Source organism: Uliginosibacterium sp. TH139 (assembly GCF_002855595.1).
Taxonomy (GTDB): domain Bacteria; phylum Pseudomonadota; class Gammaproteobacteria; order Burkholderiales; family Rhodocyclaceae; genus Uliginosibacterium; species Uliginosibacterium aquaticum.
Genome location: NZ_PKRR01000010.1, coordinates 45,116 through 64,723, shown reverse-complemented (window position 1 = coordinate 64,723; position 19,608 = coordinate 45,116). Strand labels below are relative to the sequence as shown.

The 19,608-nt window shown below is 61.2% G+C and carries 18 protein-coding genes and 4 tRNA genes; 7 read left to right on the top strand and 15 right to left on the bottom strand.

Features of this window, described 5'->3' with window-relative positions; genetic code table 11:
• Positions 1-209: 209 nt before the first annotated feature.
• From C0V76_RS17830 to C0V76_RS17810, 5 genes are all read left to right on the top strand, one after another.
• Positions 210-1,439 (top strand): aspartate kinase, encoded by a 1,230-nt coding sequence (locus C0V76_RS17830; RefSeq protein ID WP_101944258.1) that lies wholly within the window; start codon positions 210-212, stop codon positions 1,437-1,439.
• A 44-nt stretch (positions 1,440-1,483) separates the two neighbouring features.
• Positions 1,484-1,576: transfer RNA gene (locus C0V76_RS17825), tRNA-Ser, on the top strand.
• 67 nt (positions 1,577-1,643) lie between these two features.
• A tRNA-Arg gene (locus tag C0V76_RS17820) sits at positions 1,644-1,720 on the top strand.
• 47 nt (positions 1,721-1,767) lie between these two features.
• A tRNA-Arg gene (locus tag C0V76_RS17815) sits at positions 1,768-1,844 on the top strand.
• Between the two features lie 369 nt (positions 1,845-2,213).
• A tRNA-Met gene (locus C0V76_RS17810) sits at positions 2,214-2,287 on the top strand.
• Between the two features lie 227 nt (positions 2,288-2,514).
• Here the strand turns inward: C0V76_RS17810 and nirD are convergent.
• From nirD to amrB, 14 genes are all read right to left on the bottom strand, one after another.
• On the bottom strand, positions 2,515-2,853 hold the full coding sequence (gene nirD, locus C0V76_RS17805) for a nitrite reductase small subunit NirD (RefSeq protein WP_101944257.1): 339 nt from the start codon (positions 2,851-2,853) through the stop codon (positions 2,515-2,517).
• A 17-nt stretch (positions 2,854-2,870) separates the two neighbouring features.
• A complete protein-coding gene (gene nirB, locus C0V76_RS17800) occupies positions 2,871-5,402 on the bottom strand; it encodes a nitrite reductase large subunit NirB (RefSeq protein ID WP_101944256.1) in 2,532 nt (843 codons plus the stop codon).
• Between the two features lie 535 nt (positions 5,403-5,937).
• Entirely contained in the window at positions 5,938-7,509 is a 1,572-nt protein-coding gene (locus C0V76_RS17795; RefSeq protein WP_101944255.1) for a TRAP transporter large permease subunit, read from the bottom strand.
• A gap of 10 nt (positions 7,510-7,519) precedes the next feature.
• Entirely contained in the window at positions 7,520-8,059 is a 540-nt protein-coding gene (locus C0V76_RS17790; RefSeq protein WP_173894018.1) for a TRAP transporter small permease, read from the bottom strand.
• 73 nt (positions 8,060-8,132) lie between these two features.
• A complete protein-coding gene (locus C0V76_RS17785) occupies positions 8,133-9,101 on the bottom strand; it encodes a TRAP transporter substrate-binding protein (RefSeq protein WP_101944253.1) in 969 nt (322 codons plus the stop codon).
• Between the two features lie 213 nt (positions 9,102-9,314).
• Positions 9,315-10,055, bottom strand: coding sequence for a FadR/GntR family transcriptional regulator (locus tag C0V76_RS17780; RefSeq protein ID WP_158239276.1), 741 nt, complete (start codon positions 10,053-10,055; stop codon positions 9,315-9,317).
• A gap of 259 nt (positions 10,056-10,314) precedes the next feature.
• Positions 10,315-11,061, bottom strand: a complete 747-nt coding sequence (locus tag C0V76_RS17775) for an arginyltransferase (protein ID WP_101944251.1) — start codon at positions 11,059-11,061, stop codon at positions 10,315-10,317.
• The gene (gene aat, locus C0V76_RS17770; protein WP_101944250.1) at positions 11,061-11,771 is read right to left on the bottom strand and encodes a leucyl/phenylalanyl-tRNA--protein transferase; all 711 of its coding nucleotides are present in this window, start codon (positions 11,769-11,771) and stop codon (positions 11,061-11,063) included. Before aat ends, C0V76_RS17775 begins: the two co-directional genes overlap by 1 nt.
• Positions 11,772-11,870: 99 nt before the next feature.
• A complete protein-coding gene (locus C0V76_RS17765) occupies positions 11,871-13,313 on the bottom strand; it encodes a hypothetical protein (RefSeq protein ID WP_143707460.1) in 1,443 nt (480 codons plus the stop codon).
• A gap of 91 nt (positions 13,314-13,404) precedes the next feature.
• On the bottom strand, positions 13,405-14,511 hold the full coding sequence (locus C0V76_RS17760; protein WP_101944297.1) for a pectinesterase family protein: 1,107 nt from the start codon (positions 14,509-14,511) through the stop codon (positions 13,405-13,407).
• A gap of 82 nt (positions 14,512-14,593) precedes the next feature.
• Positions 14,594-15,247, bottom strand: coding sequence for an alpha/beta hydrolase (locus C0V76_RS17755; RefSeq protein ID WP_101944248.1), 654 nt, complete (start codon positions 15,245-15,247; stop codon positions 14,594-14,596).
• Between the two features lies 1 nt (position 15,248).
• Positions 15,249-16,322 carry an AmmeMemoRadiSam system radical SAM enzyme gene (gene amrS / locus C0V76_RS17750; protein ID WP_101944247.1) on the bottom strand — a complete coding sequence of 358 codons (1,074 nt, stop codon included), beginning with the start codon at positions 16,320-16,322 and terminating at the stop codon, positions 15,249-15,251.
• Positions 16,319-16,873: an AmmeMemoRadiSam system protein A gene (amrA, locus tag C0V76_RS17745; RefSeq protein WP_101944246.1), complete on the bottom strand. Its 555-nt coding sequence runs from the start codon at positions 16,871-16,873 to the stop codon at positions 16,319-16,321. Before amrA ends, amrS begins: the two co-directional genes overlap by 4 nt.
• Before the next feature lie 6 nt (positions 16,874-16,879).
• Positions 16,880-17,695: an AmmeMemoRadiSam system protein B gene (amrB, locus tag C0V76_RS17740; protein ID WP_101944245.1), complete on the bottom strand. Its 816-nt coding sequence runs from the start codon at positions 17,693-17,695 to the stop codon at positions 16,880-16,882.
• A gap of 124 nt (positions 17,696-17,819) precedes the next feature.
• Here amrB and lpxC point away from each other — a divergent pair, with 124 nt between their 5' ends.
• Positions 17,820-18,743 carry a UDP-3-O-acyl-N-acetylglucosamine deacetylase gene (gene lpxC / locus C0V76_RS17735; RefSeq protein WP_101944244.1) on the top strand — a complete coding sequence of 308 codons (924 nt, stop codon included), beginning with the start codon at positions 17,820-17,822 and terminating at the stop codon, positions 18,741-18,743.
• A gap of 7 nt (positions 18,744-18,750) precedes the next feature.
• Positions 18,751-18,939 (top strand): hypothetical protein, encoded by a 189-nt coding sequence (locus C0V76_RS17730; RefSeq protein ID WP_101944243.1) that lies wholly within the window; start codon positions 18,751-18,753, stop codon positions 18,937-18,939.
• A gap of 54 nt (positions 18,940-18,993) precedes the next feature.
• Here the strand turns inward: C0V76_RS17730 and C0V76_RS17725 are convergent, their stop codons facing one another.
• Positions 18,994-19,437: a DciA family protein gene (locus tag C0V76_RS17725; RefSeq protein WP_158239275.1), complete on the bottom strand. Its 444-nt coding sequence runs from the start codon at positions 19,435-19,437 to the stop codon at positions 18,994-18,996.
• Positions 19,438-19,608 lie beyond the last annotated feature (171 nt).

The window sequence follows — 19,608 nt, the reverse complement described above, 5'->3', positions numbered from 1 at the left end:
CTATGACTTTGGTTATAGACGCATTCAGTATAGATCAATATTTCGGGAGCATTCAAGTGGCATTTGCTGTGTTTCCAGGGCGCTTTTCACGCTTTTACTTATAGATGCGGGCGCTTCAAGTCTGAGCACACTTGTCTAGCGCCCCCTGTATGGATCAAGCTGCTTGTTATAGAATTCGCGCCTTTACCGTTCCGGCAGCACCAAGCAAGATGGCCCTGATAGTTCAGAAATATGGCGGCACCTCGGTCGGCACCCCCGAGCGCATCAAGAATGTGGCCAAGCGCGTAGCGCGGGCGCATGCGCAAGGGCATCAACTGGTGATCGTGGTATCTGCAATGAGTGGCGAGACCAATCGCCTGGTTGCACTGGCCAAGGAAGTCCAGAGCAATCCCGATCCCCGTGAGCTCGATGTGGTCATCTCGACCGGCGAGCAGGTCACCATCGGTCTTTTGAGCATGGCGCTGCAAGCCGAAGGGATCAAGGCGCGCAGCTACACTGGCGCTCAGGTACGTATCCTGACCGACAGTTCTTTTACGAAGGCCCGGATCCAGAAAATCGATGAAGACCGCATGCGTCACGACCTTGAAGAAGGTTGTGTTGTGGTCGTTGCCGGCTTTCAGGGGGTTGATGATGCGGGCAATATCACCACGCTGGGGCGCGGTGGGTCCGACACAACCGGCGTTGCCTTGGCTGCGGCGCTGCGTGCAGATGAATGCCAGATCTACACCGATGTGGATGGCGTGTACACCACTGACCCGCGCATCGTGCCCGAAGCACGCAAGCTCGACCGCATCACTTTCGAGGAAATGCTCGAAATGGCGAGCCTTGGCTCCAAGGTACTGCAGATCCGTTCGGTCGAGTTCGCTGGCAAGTACAAGGTCAGATTGCGAGTTCTCTCCAGCTTCCAGGAAGGCGGCGAGGGGACTCTGATTACATTCGAGGAAGATATCAAGATGGAACAGCCGATCATCTCCGGCATCGCCTTCAACCGCGACGAAGCCAAACTCACCGTGCTTGGCGTGCCTGACCGCCCAGGCATTGCCTACCAGATCCTCGGGCCGATTGCTGAAGCCAATATTGATGTCGACATGATCATTCAGAACGTCGGTCAGGATGGCTCCACCGATTTCTCTTTCACCGTGCCGCGTGGCGAGTTGGATCGCGCACTGGGGATTCTCGATGGCGTCAAGGCGCATGTTGGAGCCCGTGAAGTTCGTGGCGACCGCGCTATGGCTAAGGTGTCTGTGGTTGGCGTAGGTATGCGCTCACATGTCGGTATTGCCAGCCGCATGTTCCGCACGCTGGCTGAAGAAGGCATCAATATCCAGATGATTTCCACCTCGGAAATCAAGATTTCCGTGGCGATCGACGAAAAGTATCTCGAACTTGCTGTACGCGTACTGCACAAGGCTTTCGAGCTTGATCAGGTTGCTGGTTGATCTTGACCAGCTAAGGGGAAGTGGCTAAAATGCTGCTTCTTCGCGGAGAGTTGGCCGAGTGGTCGAAGGCACTCCCCTGCTAAGGGAGCAGACGGGCAAAACCTGTCTCGAGGGTTCGAATCCCTTGCTCTCCGCCAAAGAACACAGCATCGAAAGATGTTGCTAAGGCAAGAAAAGTGGCAGATAATACTGCCTCTTGATTTTGCACCCATAGCTCAGCTGGATAGAGTACCTGGCTACGAACCAGGGGGTCGGGCGTTCGAATCGCTCTGGGTGTACCAAATAAGTAGTGAAGCCAATCTTCAGTAAGATTGGTTTTCCGGGGTTTGCACCCATAGCTCAGCTGGATAGAGTACCTGGCTACGAACCAGGGGGTCGGGCGTTCGAATCGCTCTGGGTGTACCAAGCTTAAGTAAAAAAGCCAGTCGAGAGACTGGCTTTTTTATTTTTACGCTTAGCTGGGGCCTGGCATGAATATCAGGTGCGCGCTTGCTACTGATGTCTGCTTGAAATTACGCGACTTACTCTACTTATGGTTTTGCCTTCTGGCAGCAGTTTTGGTCAAGGTAGATAGAAGTTTGCGGCCCGGGTGGATTGAGGGCCAGGATTCGCAGGAAGATGTAAGGCGTTAGGGTTGTTATCCAGACAGCTGTTGTGTTCGCCAGATCGAGCATCTTCTGGCAAGGAAGTCCTTCAAAAAACCATGCTATGGAAGTTTCTTCAAATTAGTTCTTGACTCATTAAGAACTAACGTACATAATGATTCTTCTCTGACGCGGGGTGGAGCAGTCTGGCAGCTCGTCGGGCTCATAACCCGAAGGTCACAGGTTCAAATCCTGTCCCCGCAACCCAATACCTTCAGTAAAAAGCCCGGTCGAAAGACTGGGCTTTTTGCTTTGTAGGTCAGTGCTTGGATAAATCTAAGCACTTAGCGACTCAAGTGCGAATTCGCAGGGGCCAGCGCCGTGCTGGACGCAATGGGGCTTCAGGCTCGATCCAGGGCTTACCAGTGGTGGTTAATGCAAAAAGGACATGGTATGCATGTCCTTTTTGTTTGTCTGGGGAGCGCTGCGACTCAGGTCACAACGATCTGTACGTGATCGTTCTCGATGCGCACGGAATGGGCACGCACTGAGTAGGCTGGGTTTTCCAGGCACTCGCCGCTGCGCAGATCGATGTGGTTTTTGTAAAGCGGCGAGGCCACCGCAATACGCTCGCCGAAGCTACCCACCAGACCGCGCGCGAGTACGCTAGCGCCGGATTGGGGGTCGATATTGTCGATGGCGTAGAACTGCGCCTGACCAACCCGGAAGATCGCGATATGCTGGTCGTTGATCAGCGCGCAGACTCCAGTGTCGGGCAGGACGTCGCTGACTGCGCAAACGGTGGTCCATTGCTGGGTGCTGTTTGTCATGGGGCTTACTCCTGGTGTCAGGCTGGGCTGCCGTCAGTTGAGGTCTGGACGCGTTCTTCAGGACGGGCCGGGCGGATCTGGCCTCGCTCCTGCACGAAAACGATCCTTTGGTCCGCTTGTTCGCTATTGACGAAGGAGCGGAAGCGCTTGCGGGTTTCGGGGTCGGAAATGGCCGTCTTCCATTCGCACTGGTAGGTATCCACCACATGCTGCATCTGGGCTTCAAGCTCGGCAGCAATGCCGAGGGAGTCCTTGATCAGCACTTCCTTCAAATACGCCAGGCCGCCTTCGAGGTTTTCGCGCCAGGTGCTGGTGCGTTGCAGGCGGTCTGCCGTGCGCACGTAGAACATCAGGAAGCGATCGATCAGGCGGAGCAGCTCGGCCTTTGTCAGGTCGGAAGCGATCAATTCGGCGTGACGCGGCTTCATGCCGCCGTTGCCGCATACATAGAGGTTCCAGCCCTTGTCTGTGGCTATGATGCCTACGTCCTTGCCTTGGGCTTCGGCGCATTCACGTGTACAGCCAGAGACGCCAAATTTGATCTTGTGCGGCGCGCGCAGGCCCTTGTAGCGGTTCTCCAGTTCCACTGCGAGCCCGACACTGTCATCGACACCGTAGCGGCACCAGGTCGAGCCGACGCAGCTTTTCACCGTGCGCAGGGACTTGCCGTAGGCATGACCGGATTCAAAGCCGGCTTCGATCAACTCTTCCCAGATCAGGGGTAGTTGCTCGACACGGGCCCCGAAGAGGTCGACGCGCTGTCCCCCGGTGATTTTGGTATAGAGGCCGTATTTCTTGGCGACCTGTCCCACGGCGATCAGGCCGTCAGGCGTTACCTCGCCGCCAGGCATGCGCGGTACAACGGAATAGCTGCCGTCTTTCTGGATGTTGCCCAGATAGTAGTCATTGCTGTCCTGCAGGCTGGCCAGCTCGGGCTGGAGCACAAAATCGTTCCAGCACGAAGCCAGGATATTGGCGGCGGCAGGCTTGCAGATGTCGCAGCCCAGCCCCTTGCCGTGGCGGGCCAGAAGTTCGCCAAAGGATTTGATCTGGCCGACCCGGACCAGGTGGTAGAGCTCCTGACGGGAGTGCGGGAAGTGCTCGCAAAGGTGGTTGTTGACGGCCATGCCGAGGCGAGCCATTTCGGCTTTCATTACCTGGGTGACCAGCGGTACGCAGCCGCCACAGGTGGCGCCGGCCTTGGTGCAGGCCTTGAGTTCGCCGATGCTGCAGGCTCCCGCAGCTACGGCTGCACAGATCTGCCCTTTGCTGACGTTGTTGCAGGAGCAGATCTGGGCGGTTTCCGGCAGGGCCTCCACGCCGAGGCCGGGCTTGGCCTTGCCATCACTCGAGGGGAGGATCAGGAATTCCGGATCGGCGGGCAGCGTGATGCCATTGAGCGCCATCTGCAGCAGCGTGCCGTATTCGTCGGCATTGCCCACCAGTACGGCACCGAGCAACTGCTTGCCATCTTCGCTGACCACGATCTTCTTGTAGACCTGACGGCGTTCATCCACGTACTGGTAGCTGCGACAGTCCGGCGTCTTGCCATGGGCATCCCCGATGCTGGCAACATCGACGCCCATCAGTTTGAGCTTGGTGCTCATGTCGGCGCCCACGAAGGCCACCTGTTCCTGGCCGGCGATATAGCGGGCCGCCACGCGGGCCATGTCGTAGCCGGGCGCCACCAGGCCAAAGACCTGTTCATTCCAGGCCGCACACTCGCCGATCGCAAAGATGGCCGGATCACTGGTGCGGCACACGCTATCGATCGCCACGCCACCGCGCGGGCCGATCTCCAGCTGGCACTGCCGGGCGAGCTCGTCGCGGGGGCGGATGCCGGCCGAAAACACGATCATGTCCGTCTCCAGCGAGCTGCCATCCGAGAAGTTCATGCGGTGCCGGGCATGCTCGCCCTCAACGATCTCCAGCGTGTTGCGGCTGGTATGCACATGTACGCCCAGCGCCTCGATCTTGGCGCGCAAGACGCGTCCGCCGCCTTCGTCGACCTGTACCGCCATCAAGCGCGGCGCAAACTCCACGACATGCGTTTCCAGACCCAGATCGCGCAGAGCCTTGGCGCATTCAAGCCCCAGCAGACCACCACCGATCACCACCCCGACGCGCGATTGCGCACCGCTGGCCTGCATGGCCTGCAGATCTTCAATGGTGCGATAGACGAAACAATGCGCCCGCTCGCGCCCGGGTACCGGTGGTACGAAAGGTGTGGAGCCCGAAGCGAGAATCAGCCTGTCGTAGGGCAGCAGCTCACCGTCGAGCGTGGTGACGGTGCGATTGTGACGGTCGATGGCAACGGCCCGGGCCGCGAGGCGCAGCGAGAAACCGCTGCGTTTGAAGAAGCCTTCCTCAACCAGCGACAAGTCTTCAGCGCTCTTGCCGGCGAAGAATTCAGAAAGATGAACCCGGTCGTAGGCTGGCCTGGGCTCTTCGCACAGGACGGTGACTTCGATATCCGGCACCTGGAGCTGATGCAGTTCTTCCAGGAATTTATGGCCCACCATGCCGTGGCCGATAATGACTATCTTCATGTTGAATCTCGCACGACCGGCTTCGGAGGCTTGTGCAAATCATCGCGTGCCAGGCTTTGAAGCGGCACGTACATGAAGGCCCCCGCAGAACGCGGCGCTTTGTCGGGTTGGAATAACCGGGCTTCTGACTCTCGATAAAGAGAGAGGCCCGGATTTCGCCGTCGTTGGCGGAGGCAATATGTCCGCTACTACGTTGCAGGCGGACGCATGATCGCTAGCAGCATTTGTGCCAGATGCAAAGGGCTTTATCTTTCAATGGTTTGAGATAGGGCAGGAGATGCGTTTGAAACTGCGCAGCACTGAAGTAGTGCGATAGGGCAGCTGTGCTGCATTGGTTTGGGAGTGGTGCGCGCGCTCAGCTGCACAAGAAAGTTGATTGCTGTGGGCGGGCTGGTGAGCCCAGGTGTCGCGAGATGCTGTGCCTGACGCAAGCAGGCGGTAGCGGAATGTGCTTCACCCAAAAGCAAAACCCCCGGAGACCGGGGGTTTTGCTTTTGGGCACTGCCCGGCCGCAGCCGGGTTTAGCGGGGATCGATCAGGGGGCAACCGTGATCGTGATCTTGCCCTTGGTGCTGCCGCCGAGGAAGTCCGTCACCTGGTACTGGACCACGGCGGTGCCGGCGAAGTCGGCGGCCGGGGTGAAGGTGACAATACCGTTCTCGTCGAAATCCACCGTGCCCTGGCCTTCCAGCACCTTGGTTTCTTCGATCATGAGCGGATTGTTCTCCTTGTCGGAGTCGTTCTTCAGCACCTCGATCTTCACCGGCTGACCCTTGGCGGTCTTGCCAGCATCGTCCACCACCGTCGGGGCTGCGTTCAGCTCACCTACCGCGGTAGGCAGCCACAGCGAAAGCTGGGGCAGATAGGTCACCATCATCAACACGGCGAACAGGGCAACGAAGAAGGGGGCCATGGCCTTGGTGACCTGCTCCATCTTGCGCCCCGATACAGCGCTCGCTACGAAGAGCACGGAGCCCACCGGCGGGGTGATCAGGCCGATCCCCAGGTTCACCATCATGATCATGCCGAAGTGCACCGGGTGAATGCCGAGCGGGGCAACAACCGGGTACAGGATCGGGGTCATGATCATGATCAGCGGGGCCATGTCCATCAGCGTGCCGAGGATCAGCAGCAGGACGTTGATGGCCAGCATGATGATGATCGGGTTATCCGAGAGGCTTGTGAAGAAGGCCGAGATGGTTGCCGGGATCGACAGGATGGTGAGAATCTGGCCGAAGGCTGCAGCAAAGCCGATCAGGATCATCACAATGGTGACGGTCTTCACGGTGCGGTGCACAAGCACCGGCAGCTGGCGCCATTTGTAGTCGCGGTACACGAACATGGTGACCAGGAAGGCCCACACGCAGGCGATGGCGGCCGATTCCGTGGCCGTGTAGAGGCCGGAGAGGATGCCGCCGAGGATGATCACCACGGTGAACAGGCCGGGGATAGCGTCGAAGGCCTGCTTGGCGGCCTGCTTCAGCGTGAGCACTTCGCCCTTCGGGTAGCCGCGCTTGGCTGCGAAGAAGATGCACAGGGCCATCAGGGTCAGGCACAGAGTAATGCCCGGCACCACACCGGCCAGGAACAACGCCGGAATCGAGGCGCCGCTCACATACAGCGAATAGATCACGGCGTTGTGGCTGGGCGGGATCAGGATTGCCTGCACCGAACCGGATGCCGTGACGGCTGCTGCGTAGTCACGCGGATAGCCGTGCTTTTCCATCTGCGGAACCATCACAGAGCCGATCGAGGCGGTATCCGCCACGGAAGAGCCGGAGATGGCGCCGAAGAAGGTGGAGGCGAGGATGTTCACCAGCGACAGGCCGCCGCGGATGAAGCCCACGAAGATCGAGGCGAAGTTGATCAGGCGGGTGGCGATGCCGCCCTCGGCCATGATGGCGCCAGCCAGCACGAAGAAGGGAATGGCGAGCAGGCTGAACTTGTTCACCCCGTCACCCATCTTGAGCATGATGGTGGTCATGTAGCTCATGTCGCCGGCGAAATAGATCGCGCCGAACATGGCAGTGAGCCCCAGGGTGTAAGCGACGGGCAGTCCTACTGCGAGCAGCAGGAAGAAGATGCCCATGATGATTGCAGAATCCATGACGGGCTCCTTAGTTGGTCGAGTCTTCAGCGCTGCCACCATGGCTGCCGATCATGACGATCGGGCGATGCTGCTGGGAGCCGAAGAAGAAGGATTCGATGATGAAGAGCAGGGTGGCGGCCGAGCCAATGGGCAGGGGCAGGTAAGTCCAGCTCACTTGAATCTGAGTGAAATCGGCAAGCGTTTGGCCGGTTTCCATGAAGAAGAGCACGCGATCAGTACCGTAGACGATCACGAAGAGGGCCACGAGGGCCATCAGCAAGTCGACGATGCGGGCAAAGATGTATTTGCCTTGCGGGGGCAGGCGATCGGTGAGCATGGTCACAGCGATGTGCGAACCCGCGCGATAGGCCGCTGCCGAGCCGACGAAGGTAAAGATGATCATGCACATGAGGGCCATCGGCTCAGGCCAGGAGAGGCCGGAATCGAACCACTTGCGGGCAACCACCTGAACCGGGATGACGAGGGTCATGACCACCATGGCCAGACCGGCAATCCAGATGCAGAGCCAATACACCGCATCCATTGCCTTGCAGTACGTATCTTTCATTGCTACTTGCTCCAAAAGGCCGCAAAAAAACTGGCGGGCCGGGCAGACCCGCCAGTTCCTTGGTGCAGCGGTATTACTTGACGTCGTTGATGCGCTTGATCAGGTCGGCGAACTGGGCACCGTACTTGTCACGCACCGGTTGGGTGGCCTTGTAGAAGGCTTGCTTGTCGACGTCGGCAACAATGGTCACGCCTGCAGCCTTGAGGCGGGCGGAGTCCATGGTGACGCGCTTGTCCCACAGGGCGCGCTGCTCAAACTGGGCTTCCTTGGCCAGCTTCTTGATCAGAGCCTGGTCTTCCGGGGTCAGTTTTTCCCACTTGGCCTTCGAGAACACGAAGATTTCGGGAATGATCAGGTGGCCGGTCAGGTCGTAGTACTTGGCGACGGTGAAGTGGTTCTGCGTCACATAGGTCGGCACGTTGTTTTCGGCACCGTCAACCACACCGGTCTGCATGGCGCTGAAGAGTTCGCCGAAGCCCATCGAGATGCCCGAGCCGCCCATGGCGTTCATGGTGTCGATGAAGAGCGGGTTGCCCATCATGCGCAGCTTCTGGCCAGCCAGGTCAGCCGGTTTGCGCACCGGCTTCTTGGTGTACAGGTTGCGCGTGCCGCCGTCCATCCAGCCCAGTGCCACGAGTTTGGCGGAGCTGGCGGTGATCTTGGCAAGGATTTCGTCGCCGATCGGGCCGTCGATCACCTTGCGCATGTGGGCTTCGTCACGGAACACGAAGGGCATGTTGAACACGTTCACTTCCGGCACCACCGGGCCCAGCGGGCCAAGCGAGGTACGCAGAATGTCGATGCCGCCTGCCTGAGTCTGCTCGATCATGGACTTTTCATCGCCCAGAACGGCACCCGGGAACATCTTCAGGGTGTATTTGCCTTTGCTTTGGGTTTCAAGCTTCTTACCCAGATTCTGCATGGCCACCACGTTCGGGTAGCCCTCCGGGTGGACGTCAGCGGCCTTGATTTCCACGGCTGCTACGGGGGCGGCGGCGAAAATCGCCGTGGCCAGTACTGCTGCCAGCTTTGATGTACGCATTATCGTGTGTCTCCTGATAGTGACCAACAAAACAAAAAACGTCCGGCCAGGGCCGTCCATCTCCTGAAACCAGCCCTCACAGGTGATGCGGATCGGAATCCATACCGCCTGAGCGGGGTGCTACGACGATATCACCGGGGGATATCGTGTTTTCGATGCCATACCCTTCGGGTGCGATGTCAGTGTTGCCCTTGAGCAACACCTGACCCGCGCTTATCCGGAGGTCTTCTGAGCGGGGCCTTCAAACAGTCTGCGGCGAGCGTTGCCGAGGTGAAAACGCATCGCCTCGGCTGCATCGACCGAGGAGCCCTTTTCGATTGCGGTGAGGATCTCGCGGTGCTCGATCTGCACCAGCTCACGCCACACGCGTTCGCGTTCGAGCGAGAGATTCAGCGCCAACTGCATGCCCACCCGCATCTGCTCGATGATCAGTTCCAGTGCCGTGACGAAGAAAACGTTTTGCGAACCACGCGCGACGGCAAGGTGGAACTGCAGATCGTGTTCGACGAAGGCGATGTTGTCGTCCTGATTGCGTGCAGCTTCCATCGCATCGAAACAGCGCCGGATGTCGTCCAGATCACGCGGAGTACGCATTTCGGCCGAGAGGCTGGCTCCGGACGCTTCCAGCGCGATGCGGAAGGCGAAGCAGCGCTGCACGTCGGCAATGCTTTCGATCGGGGCAAAGCGCTTGATATTGCGATCCGGGCGGCGCAGTACATAGCTGCCGGAGCCGCGCTTGGAGGCAATCAGGCCATCCAGACGCAGACGGGAAAGTGCTTCACGCACGGTCGGGCGGGAGACGCCGTACTGCAGTGCCAGCTCGGCTTCGGTCGGCAGACGTGCGTTTTCCGGGAAGTCTCCGTTGGACATGGCTTCCACGATGCCGGTGTAGACGGTGTCCACCCGATTCGTGCCGCTTGCCCTGGTTTTTTTATCCGGCTGGATGTCAGCCATGTGCCCCTCCTGTAAGAGTCGGCGCATTTTGCCTTACACCTTGTGGGTGATGTAAACCTTTTTCGGACAAGTCATCGAAAAGCCCGTTTTTTTTGATCTGGCAAGGGTTTGCTAGGTGTTAACCCGCATGCTTTTGGGCTATTTTGGGGCGTCTGGTAAGACAACTTCTTACGTATAAACCTTGATTGTGCATGCCCTGGAGTGCTTGTCAGGCAACTGCTGAACAAGCTGGGTCGCTTCGCAAGCGTTTATCGGCGTTTTAGCCAAGCTGACTGAAGTCGCTTTCCTCGAGGCGTCGCCACTGTCCGCCCACGCGACCTTCGAGGGGGCGGAACTTTTGCTTGTAACTCATCTTGCGACTGTCGCGAATCCAGTAACCCAAATACAGATAGGGGCGGCCGATACTGTGGCAGCTGGCGATCTGCCACAGGATGCCGAAGCTGCCGTAAGAGGCGCCCGGCACTTCGGTGTCGTAGAAGGTGTAAACGCTGGAGAGGCCGTCACTGAGGCAGTCAATCAGGCTCACCATGCGCAATACCCCGTTTTCGCGGAACTCGATCAGGCGCGTGTCGACCTGGCTTTCGAGCATGAAATGGGCGTATTGCTCGCGATCATCCTGATCCATGCCGCCGCCTTCATGGCGGGCATGCTGGTAGCGGCGGTAGAGGTCGAAGTGCTCTTCCGAGAAACGTAGCTCGGCCTCACGTGCTTCAAGATTCTGGTGCTGTGCCCAGGCGCGACGCTGGCTGCGGTTGGGCGTGAACTCGGCAACGGGCAGGCGCACCGGCACGCAGGCGCGGCAGGCATCGCACCAGGGGCGGTAGGTGTAGATCCCACTGCGGCGGAAGCCATCGCGTACGAGCTGGCTGTAGAGCTGGGTGTCGACCATGTGGGCCGGCGTGGCGACCTGCGAGCGCGCCTGACGCTCTGGCAGATAGGAGCATTCATAGGGCGCCGTGGCGTAGAACTGCAGCAGGGCGTAAGGCAGATCCTGCAACTGGGACATCAGCTCCTCCAGTCGGCCCGTGCAAAATCAGCGGGCCATGTGCCGGGAACGGCATCGCGGGTCCATTCCTTGAGGCCGGCCACATAAGCGTGGCGTGGAATCTCGGCGGCTCCCAGCGAGGCTAGATGAGTGGTGTTCATCTGGCAATCCAGGATTGCAAATCCTTCGCGTGCAAGCAGGCGGGCAAGATGGGCGAAGGCGATCTTGGAGGCATCCGTGGCGCGGTGAAACATCGATTCGCCGCAGAACACGCGCCCGATCGCCACACCGTAAAGGCCGCCGACGAGTTCGCCATCAATCCACGTTTCCACGCTGTGCGCCCAGCCCAGTTTATGCAGGTGGCAGTAGGCTTCCTGCATGTCCGCCACGATCCAGGTGCCGTCGGCATAGCTGCGTGGCGCCGCGCAAGCGGCCATCACAGCCGGAAAGGCGGTGTCGCAGCGCACTTCATAGTGGCCGCGGCGCAGGGTCTTCTTCAGTGAAGCGCTGATGCGCTCCTCGCCGGGGCGCAGCACCATGCGCGGATCCGGGCTCCACCACAACAGCGGGTCGCCCTCGGAGAACCATGGAAAGATGCCTTGACGGTAGGCCATGAGAATCCACTCCGGGGCAAGGCTGCCGCCGGCCGCAAGCAGGCCCGCCGGGTCGCGCAGAGCGCGGCTGACCGGCGGGAAGGCAGGCGGATGCTCGGGGTTGAGACAGGGGATCATGCGGCTTGGACTGGCGGGCTTGCGTTCATTCTAGGGCATGAATGAACAGGGGCGGCCTTCTGCAGAAGAACCGCCCCTGAACGGCGTGCGTCAATGCGATCAGTTGGCGCTGATCGTGAAGGTCTTGCTGCCGAGCAACACTCCGTTGGCGTGGAACTCGGCGCGCCACTGGCCTTCGCCCAGCCCTGCTGTGGTTTGGGTTGCCCAGAACGTGGCGGGTGAACGCTTGTAATCAACCTTGGTGTTGCGCTGGGTGCGAATCAGCTGGTTGCCCTTGAACCATTTGACTTCGATGTGCTGCAGGCCAGGTGCCCAGTCTGCAGGTTCCCACGAGATGTTGGCAAAGAGCACGACCTTGCCTTCCAGCGTGAACTGGTCGGCGATGCCCTGCAGGCCTGCTTCCTTGCTGTAATCGCGGGCCAGGCTCAGCGTGACGTGCTCGGGCTTGAGGGTGGGGGTGAAATAGCCGGGTGCACTGCTGCTAGCAGTCGCATTGGGGGCTGAGGCGCTGGGCGGCTTGGCGCTCGTCTCCGCTGCGGCAATGGCCGGGGCGGGCAGATCAAACGGGACGAAGACCACTTTGTCATCTACTGCGTAGAAGCGGCATTCGCCGATCTTTGCGTTGCGGCAGGCGTTGATAGTGGCTTCGTAAGGGCGCGGAACCTGGGCATTGGCCCACCAGCAAGCCTGGTTGGCGCCAATCACGAAGGCGCGCGGAGAGTCCTGCTGGAGGAAAAGTTTGTAGCGCTCCGCGCATTCATCGGTGAGCGGGGCAATGGGCTTGCTCTCAAGGGCTGCGAGCTGGGTGGCCGGTGGGGGTGAGAGGTCCTCTTTTTCGACCAAGGAGGCGTGCGTGAAGCGCTCTTCGCTTGTGATGATCTTCTTCTGCAGTGCCGTGCCGGGGGTGGGCATGCAGTCGTTCAGATACTGGAAGCGCCCCAGTTTCTTGGCCCGCTCGCCGGAGCAGTGCAGGACCGCGCCCAGCGAGTGCCGGGCGCCCGGAGCGAAGAAGACCTTGCGGTCATAAATGCCGTCCATGTTGCTGGCAAAGATCGAGTCGCGATGGATCAGCAGATCCTTGCCGGAGAGGGTCGTGTGGTCTTCCCACCAATCGACGACTCTGAGCATCGGTGTCTGATCCTCGGTCTGACGATAGGTGGTGTCGGCGAACATCAATGAAACGTAGTGAATCTCTGGGCGGCCTGCGCCACTGAACATGCGCCGCTGTCCAGCCAGAAACATCATGGCGCAACTGAAACTCTCGCAACTACCGTGTGCGACGGTGGTGAGTTTGGCTTTCTCTACTTTTTCAGCCAACTCCGCAGCTACTTGCCAGTTATTGCCCGCCGGTGCGCGCAGCACCAGCGTGGTGATGCTAGGGGTCAGCGCAGCTTGCAGGCGCTCAGCGTCGCCCGCTTCGGCCTTGCCCTGCACCAGCAGTACTTCATTTTTCGGGATGAAGCTCAGTGCAGCTTGTGTCGTGCTCAGCATGAGCATGGCAGCTGCAGCAAGCATTGCGTGCAGCAGTTGTGTTCCTTTCATGTTTTCCCCTTTTTGTTCGCTCTTGTTTTTATGACGCTGCGTATTTTAGTTGATGCGTTGAGCGCATTGCGTATGGTTCCGGGCCGTCTCCTCAAGGCCGCCAGCTGCCGAGCAGTTTGTTCCGGGTGAAGTCGGCCAGCTGTGCATCGGTCAGCTGGCGGCGCTTGGCATTGCTGGCCGCCCCGGGGCCGCTGCTTTGGTACTCGAAGAAGCGGGATTGCTCCGGGGTGTAGGTGACGCGTTCGCCGGTCTTGGTGGTGGAGCTCATCGAGTCCCAGCCCTCGGCGGTGATGTGGGCATCCATCCAGCATTCGAGGAAGACGGACTGGCCGATGGCGTCTGCCGCGCCATTCGGATGCCAGGGGCGGCCCAGCGCGACGGTGGCGTCCGGCACGCCGGCTTCGCGGCTCAAGCGGCAGCGATTGAAGATGAAGCCGTATTTCTGGCTGACGTGCGTGCTCGGTGCGGTGAGATAGCCGACCTTGGTGGTGGCGTAGCCGGCGGGGCGGGCGCGCAGTTCGCATTCCTCGAACCAGGCTTGGCCGCCACCGAAGATGAAGTCGACATTGCCGGTGATCAGGCAACGCTCGAAATAGCTGCGGCCCACGTGGGGGCAGAGGGTGTCCTGATAGCCCAGCAGATTCACGTTGCGGAAGCTGCAGCGGTCGGCCTGGCCGCCGATGTACACGGCCAGCGCCTGGCTGCCGCGGATGAAATCGGGGCTGCTGCGGTCGCGCGCCATGTTGCCGAGGTAGTCGAAGCTGTTTTCGATGGTGAGGTTTTCGGCGCTGAAGTCTGTGCCACGGATCGTCAGTGTGGCGCTGCCATCTGTGCCCCAGAAACCGCCAGTGGGTTTGACCTGGCCGGCGTAGGCATCGAAGCTCAGGATGCAGCGCTCGCGGTCTTCACCGGTGAGGCGCAGGCCGCTCTTCATGACGGTGATCTTTTCGACGTAGCGCCCAGGCTTGAGCTGGACCCACCAGTCACCGAAGACCGGAGCGGCGTCGAGCGCCTGCTGCACGGTCTGGTAGGTGGGGCGGCCATTGATGAGGCTGCCGGCCTTGCCAGTGAAGCTGGCGTCGACCACGCTGTCCGGCCCGTCCTTGGGCTGAGCGGGGGGGCTGGCACAGGCGCCGAGGCCGAGGGCGGCGAAGGCGACGCTACTGCGGGTGAGAAATTGGCGGCGATCAGGATTCATGGCGGGCTCCAGCGAAAACGGGTTCGCGGGCAGGATAGCAGTGCCGTGTTTCCGGTGCCAATGCAGGCGGGCCAAGCAGGTTTCAGCGCTCTGCGGCTGGCATGTGCCGCAGGAACCATGCGCAGGCAGCACGGCTGGCGTTCTCCAGGCTCCCCGGCTCGATCAGGCTGGCACTGGCGCCGGGAACGGTATGCCAGAGTTTTTCGCCGCCGAGCAGCTTCCAGGCTTGCTGGCTGGGGGCTGTGAGTTCGCTGGCGGCTTCGGGCACGATCATCATCAGTGGTACTTGCAGGCTGCGCAGCGGGGCGGCGCCGGCAAGTTCCGGGCGCCCGGCGCGGCTGACCAGTGCGCTCACATTGCCGGGTTCGCGCGCGAACTGGCGGATGCAGGCGCTGAGTACGCTGTCGCTCGCCAGTACGCCCAGCGGCAGGCCTTGCAGACTTGGCTGGTGAGCGATCCATTCGAGTAGGGCGGCGATGCGTTGGTCGAGCAGGGCAATGTCGTAATGCGCGTCGGAATCGTGCTGGGCCTCGTAGGGGGTGAGCAGGCTGACCAGCAGAGTGGTGAAACCGGCTTCATGCAGGAAGCCGGCGGCGTGGCTGTCGCGTGAATCGCGCAGCTGCGCAATGTGTGGCAAGGCACAGAGAATCAGGCCGCGCGGCTGTGCGGGGCTGGCGTGGAGGGCATCGAGCCAGACCTTGCCAGTCTGGATACGTAATTCATGGGTGCTTGTCATTTCATCCTTCGCGGGCCAGCTGGATCGGAATGCGCCGGTTGCCGAAATTGCCGGCCTGGGCGGCGAAATGCCCGGCGAGTGGCTGGCCGCAGTCGGGGCATTTGCCTTGGGGGTCGAGCCGGTAGCGACGAATGGCATAGCCTTCGCGCTCGATCAGCGTCGTGCCGCAGCCGGCGCAATGGGTGGTGGCGCCGGCCGGGTCATGTACGTTGCCGGTATAAACGTGGCGCAGCCCGGCATCCAGTGCGATGCGGCGCGCGCGCTGCACGCTGGCGAGTGGTGTGGGCGGTCGGTCGGTGAGCTTGTAGTCGGGGTGAAAGGCCGTGAAGTGCAGCGGCACTTCTGGGCCCAGCTCGCGGCAGATCCAGTCGCTCAGGGCCTTGATTTCGGCGTCGCCATCGTTGGCGCCGGGGATCAGCAGGGTGGTGATTTCCAGCCAGCAGGTGCTTGCGTGCCGGACCCACTGCAGGGTGTCGAGCACCGGGGCGAGGTGCGCGCCGCAGAGCTTCACATAGAAATCGTCCGTGAAGCCTTTGAGGTCGACGTTGGCGGCATCCATCACGGCGAAGAATTCGCGCCGCGGTTCGGGATTAATGTAGCCGGCGGTGACGGCCACTGTGCGCACATTTTCGACATGGCATTCGGTGGCGATGTCGATGGCGTATTCGGCGAAGATCACCGGGTCGTTGTAGGTGAAGGCGACGCTGGCCGCGCCGATCTTGCGCGCGGCACGGGCGATGGTCAGCGGGCTGGCCTGATCCATCAGCCTGTCCATGTCGCGGGATTTCGAGATGTCCCAGTTCTGGCAGAACTTGCAGGCGAGGTTGCAGCCGGCGGTACCGAAGGAGAGGATGGAGGAGCCGGGCAGGAAGTGGTTCAGCGGCTTCTTTTCGATCGGGTCGAGGCAGAAGCCGGAGCTGCGGCCATAGGTGCTGAGTACCATCTCGTCGCCGATGCGCTCGCGCACGAAGCAGGCGCCGTGCTGGCCAGCGTGCAGGCGGCAGTCGCGCGGGCAGAGGTCGCACTGGAGGCGGCCGTCATCAAGCAGATGCCACCAGCGCGCCGGGTGATTCATCCGGCTTCCTTGTATTTCGTGACGCGGTAGCGGCCGAGCTGCATGTCGGCCGGCCACAGGTCGACCGGCAAGCCGGCTTTCTGCAGCAGCTGGCGGATGAAGTCTTGCGGGTCCGGCAACTGTTCCCACACTTGCGGCAGGAAGGTGGCGCGGCGTGCGCCGCTGGCGAGGATCACGCCGTCTTTGAAAGGCGTGAGCTGGCGCAGGCAGTCCTCCTCGGTGGGGCAATGCACGAAGCTCACCGGCCCCAGCACGGATACCTCGATCTGCAGATCGGGCCATTCTTCGGCTGTGAGCGGGGCAAAGCGAGGGTCGCGAAAAGCCGCTGCGCGGGCGTTGTCGGCTACGTCCGGTCCGAGCGCCTTGACCGGCTGTAGCTGACCGATGCAGCCGCGTAACAGCCCTTCGCGGGTGAGGGTGACGAAGCTGGCACCGAGCTCATGCAGGGCCGGGTGATCGCCGGGTTCGGCCGCCTTCAGCCCCAGCGTGCCGGCAATTGCCGCACGGGCTTGGGCAAGGAGAAGAGGGCCGAGTGCGGCGTCGCTGGTCATGGCGACTCAGTGAGTGCGGCGCTGGCCGGGCGAAAAACTCAGGGCCGCGTAGCCGACCACGCGTGAGCGGTCGCCTGCCGTGTCGCCCGAATTGCGCAGATCGAGCAGGCGCGGCAGCAGGCCGTGGCGCCGGGCGGTGATGCACAAGGCATTGATGGCGGTCGCACCGCAAGCCTGCTCATGATTGAGCGGGCCTTCGCCTTCGAGAATCAGGCCAATGGCGTCCATGTCGTCGGCCTGGGCCTGGGCATAGGGGTGGTAGTGAGAGAGATCGGAGCTCACCACGATCAGGGTTTCCGGCCCGCCCCACACCGCTTCGAGCAGTTCGGCGACCTGCTGGGCTTCGATCATGCCGAGGGTGAGCGGCAGGATGCGAAAGTGCTCCAGCACGGTTTGCAGGAAGGGCAGCTGGACTTCGAGCGCGTGCTCCTGAGCGTGGGCACTGTCATCGAAAACCACGCCAGGGCGTTGAGCAAGCGTGAACACGGCGTCGCTATCGATTTCCACATTGCCGAGCGGGGTGGCGAAGGCAGCACAGCCGGGCAGGGCGGCACCGGCAAAGGCCATGCGGTGGCTGGGGCCCACCAGTACTACGCGGCGAATGATGTCGCGCAAGGCTTCCAGCATGGCGTAGGCGCTAGCGGCGATTGGGCCGGAGTACATGTAGCCGGCATGCGGCACGATCAGCGCCTTGGGCGGCTGCAGGGCGGACGGCCGCTCGGTTTGTGCGAGCAGGCTATGCAACTGCGCGCTCAGCGTGTGCGGATCGGCCGGGTAGAACAGACCGGCAACGGCGGCGGGGCGGACGGGCTGGGTGGCCATGGGCAGGGGCGAGTGAGAGGCTATCCTGATTATAGGTAGCGGGAACCCCACCTGGCCGGGCTGAATTGCCCGGCTGTCCGTTACAATCGTATGAATTATTCAATATGAACAACAGGATAGCGGCGTGATCAGACAGAGAACCCTGAAAGCAGTGGTCAAGGCAACCGGCGTGGGCCTGCATGGCGGCAAGCGCGTGGAAATGACGTTGCGACCCGCAGCCCCCGATACCGGGATCGTGTTTCGTCGCGTGGATCTGACGCCACCGGTGGATCTGTTCTGCGATCCCTATGCGGTCGTCGATACGCGCATGTGCTCCGGTCTGCAGAAGGATGGCGCCAAGATCGGCACCGTTGAGCACCTGATGTCCGCCCTGGCCGGGCTGGGCGTGGATAACTGCTATGTGGACGTCGACGCGCCCGAGATCCCGATTCTCGATGGCAGCGCCGCGCCTTTCGTGTTCCTGTTGCAGTCGGTGGGCTTCGAGCTGCAGGATGCTCCCAAGCGTTTCCTGCGCGTGAAGAAGCCGGTGGAGTATGTGGAAGGCGACAAATCCGTGCGCCTGCTGCCGCATGATGGTTTCAAGCTCTCTTTCGCGATCCACTTCAATCATCCGGCCATCGATGGCACGGCCACCGAAGTGACCGTGGATTTTGCCAATCAGAGCTATTCGCGCGACGTAGCGCGGGCCCGCACCTTCGGTTTCGTGCAGGATCTGGAGGTGCTGATCGGTATGGGCCTGGCCCAGGGCGGCAGCCTCGATAACGCCATCGTGCTGGACGAATACAAGATCCTCAATCCGGATGGCCTGCGCTATGCGGATGAGTTCGTGAAGCACAAGGTGCTCGACGCCATTGGCGATCTCTACTTGTGCGGTCATCCGCTGCTCGCGCATTACGTGGCCAACAAGTCTGGCCATGCGCTCAACAACCAGATCCTGCGCGTGCTGCTGGAGGATAAGGAAGCCTGGGAAATCGTCACTTTCGAAGATGACGCAAAGCTGCCCGAAACCCTGCGCGGCCAGCTCGAAACCCAGCTGGCCTTTGCCTGAGGCGGTCATGCTGATCCTGCGCCTGGTTGCCCTCGCACTGGCTCTGGCCATCGGCGTGTGTGCCGCGCTGGGCCTGCTCACGCGGCAGCCATACTTCTTCCGCTGGGCCTGGAATCTGTTCCGCTACGGACTCGTTGTGGGGCTGGTCACCCTGGTCTTGTTGGTGTTCGAGCGCCTGATCGCACCGCTGGTCTGAGGGCCGTTCCTACTGGAAACGCGCGCCGCTGGCTTCTGCTCAAGCGCTCAGGCATCAGCCCTTTGCGCTGCGTTCGATCATCCGCTTCAGGGCCCGTGCCAGCGGATCGTCCGGCTTGAGGCCTTCAGCCAGCCCCAGTAGCGCAGCCCGCCCGTCGGCGCCAATCGGCCGCACGATGACTTCTTCTTCACGCCCGTTGCCTGTGAAGGGGCTGGCTCGTACTTTCACCTTGATGCTCTGAATTGGTTCGCCGGCCACCTGCAGTGAATGCTTGAGGGTTTCCAGCCCCAGCTTGAGGCGGGTGGCCATCACGGGCGAGGCCACGTGCAGGATCAGCTCGCCATCCTGGAAATTGGCGACCTGCGCAGCCCCGCGCGACACTGCCGGCAAGGCAGCGTCGAGCTTGCGCTGCAGGCGCTGCAGGAGGGCGGCGTGATCCTGCAGGCGGGCGAGGACGTCCGAGCGTCCGATGAAACGGTTGAGCGGGCTTGTAGCCATCGAAATCGGCCCCATGTGGGCGCACAAGGGGGAGTGAGTCAGCAGGGCTCAAGCATGCCGTGTTTGCGTTGTAGCAAGCAAGCAAGGAAGAGCTGATCGGCCTCCGAAACGCCCGGCGGGCCATGCCGGGGCCGCATGCTAGAATCCGCGTCTTTGCCGCGCCTTACTCGT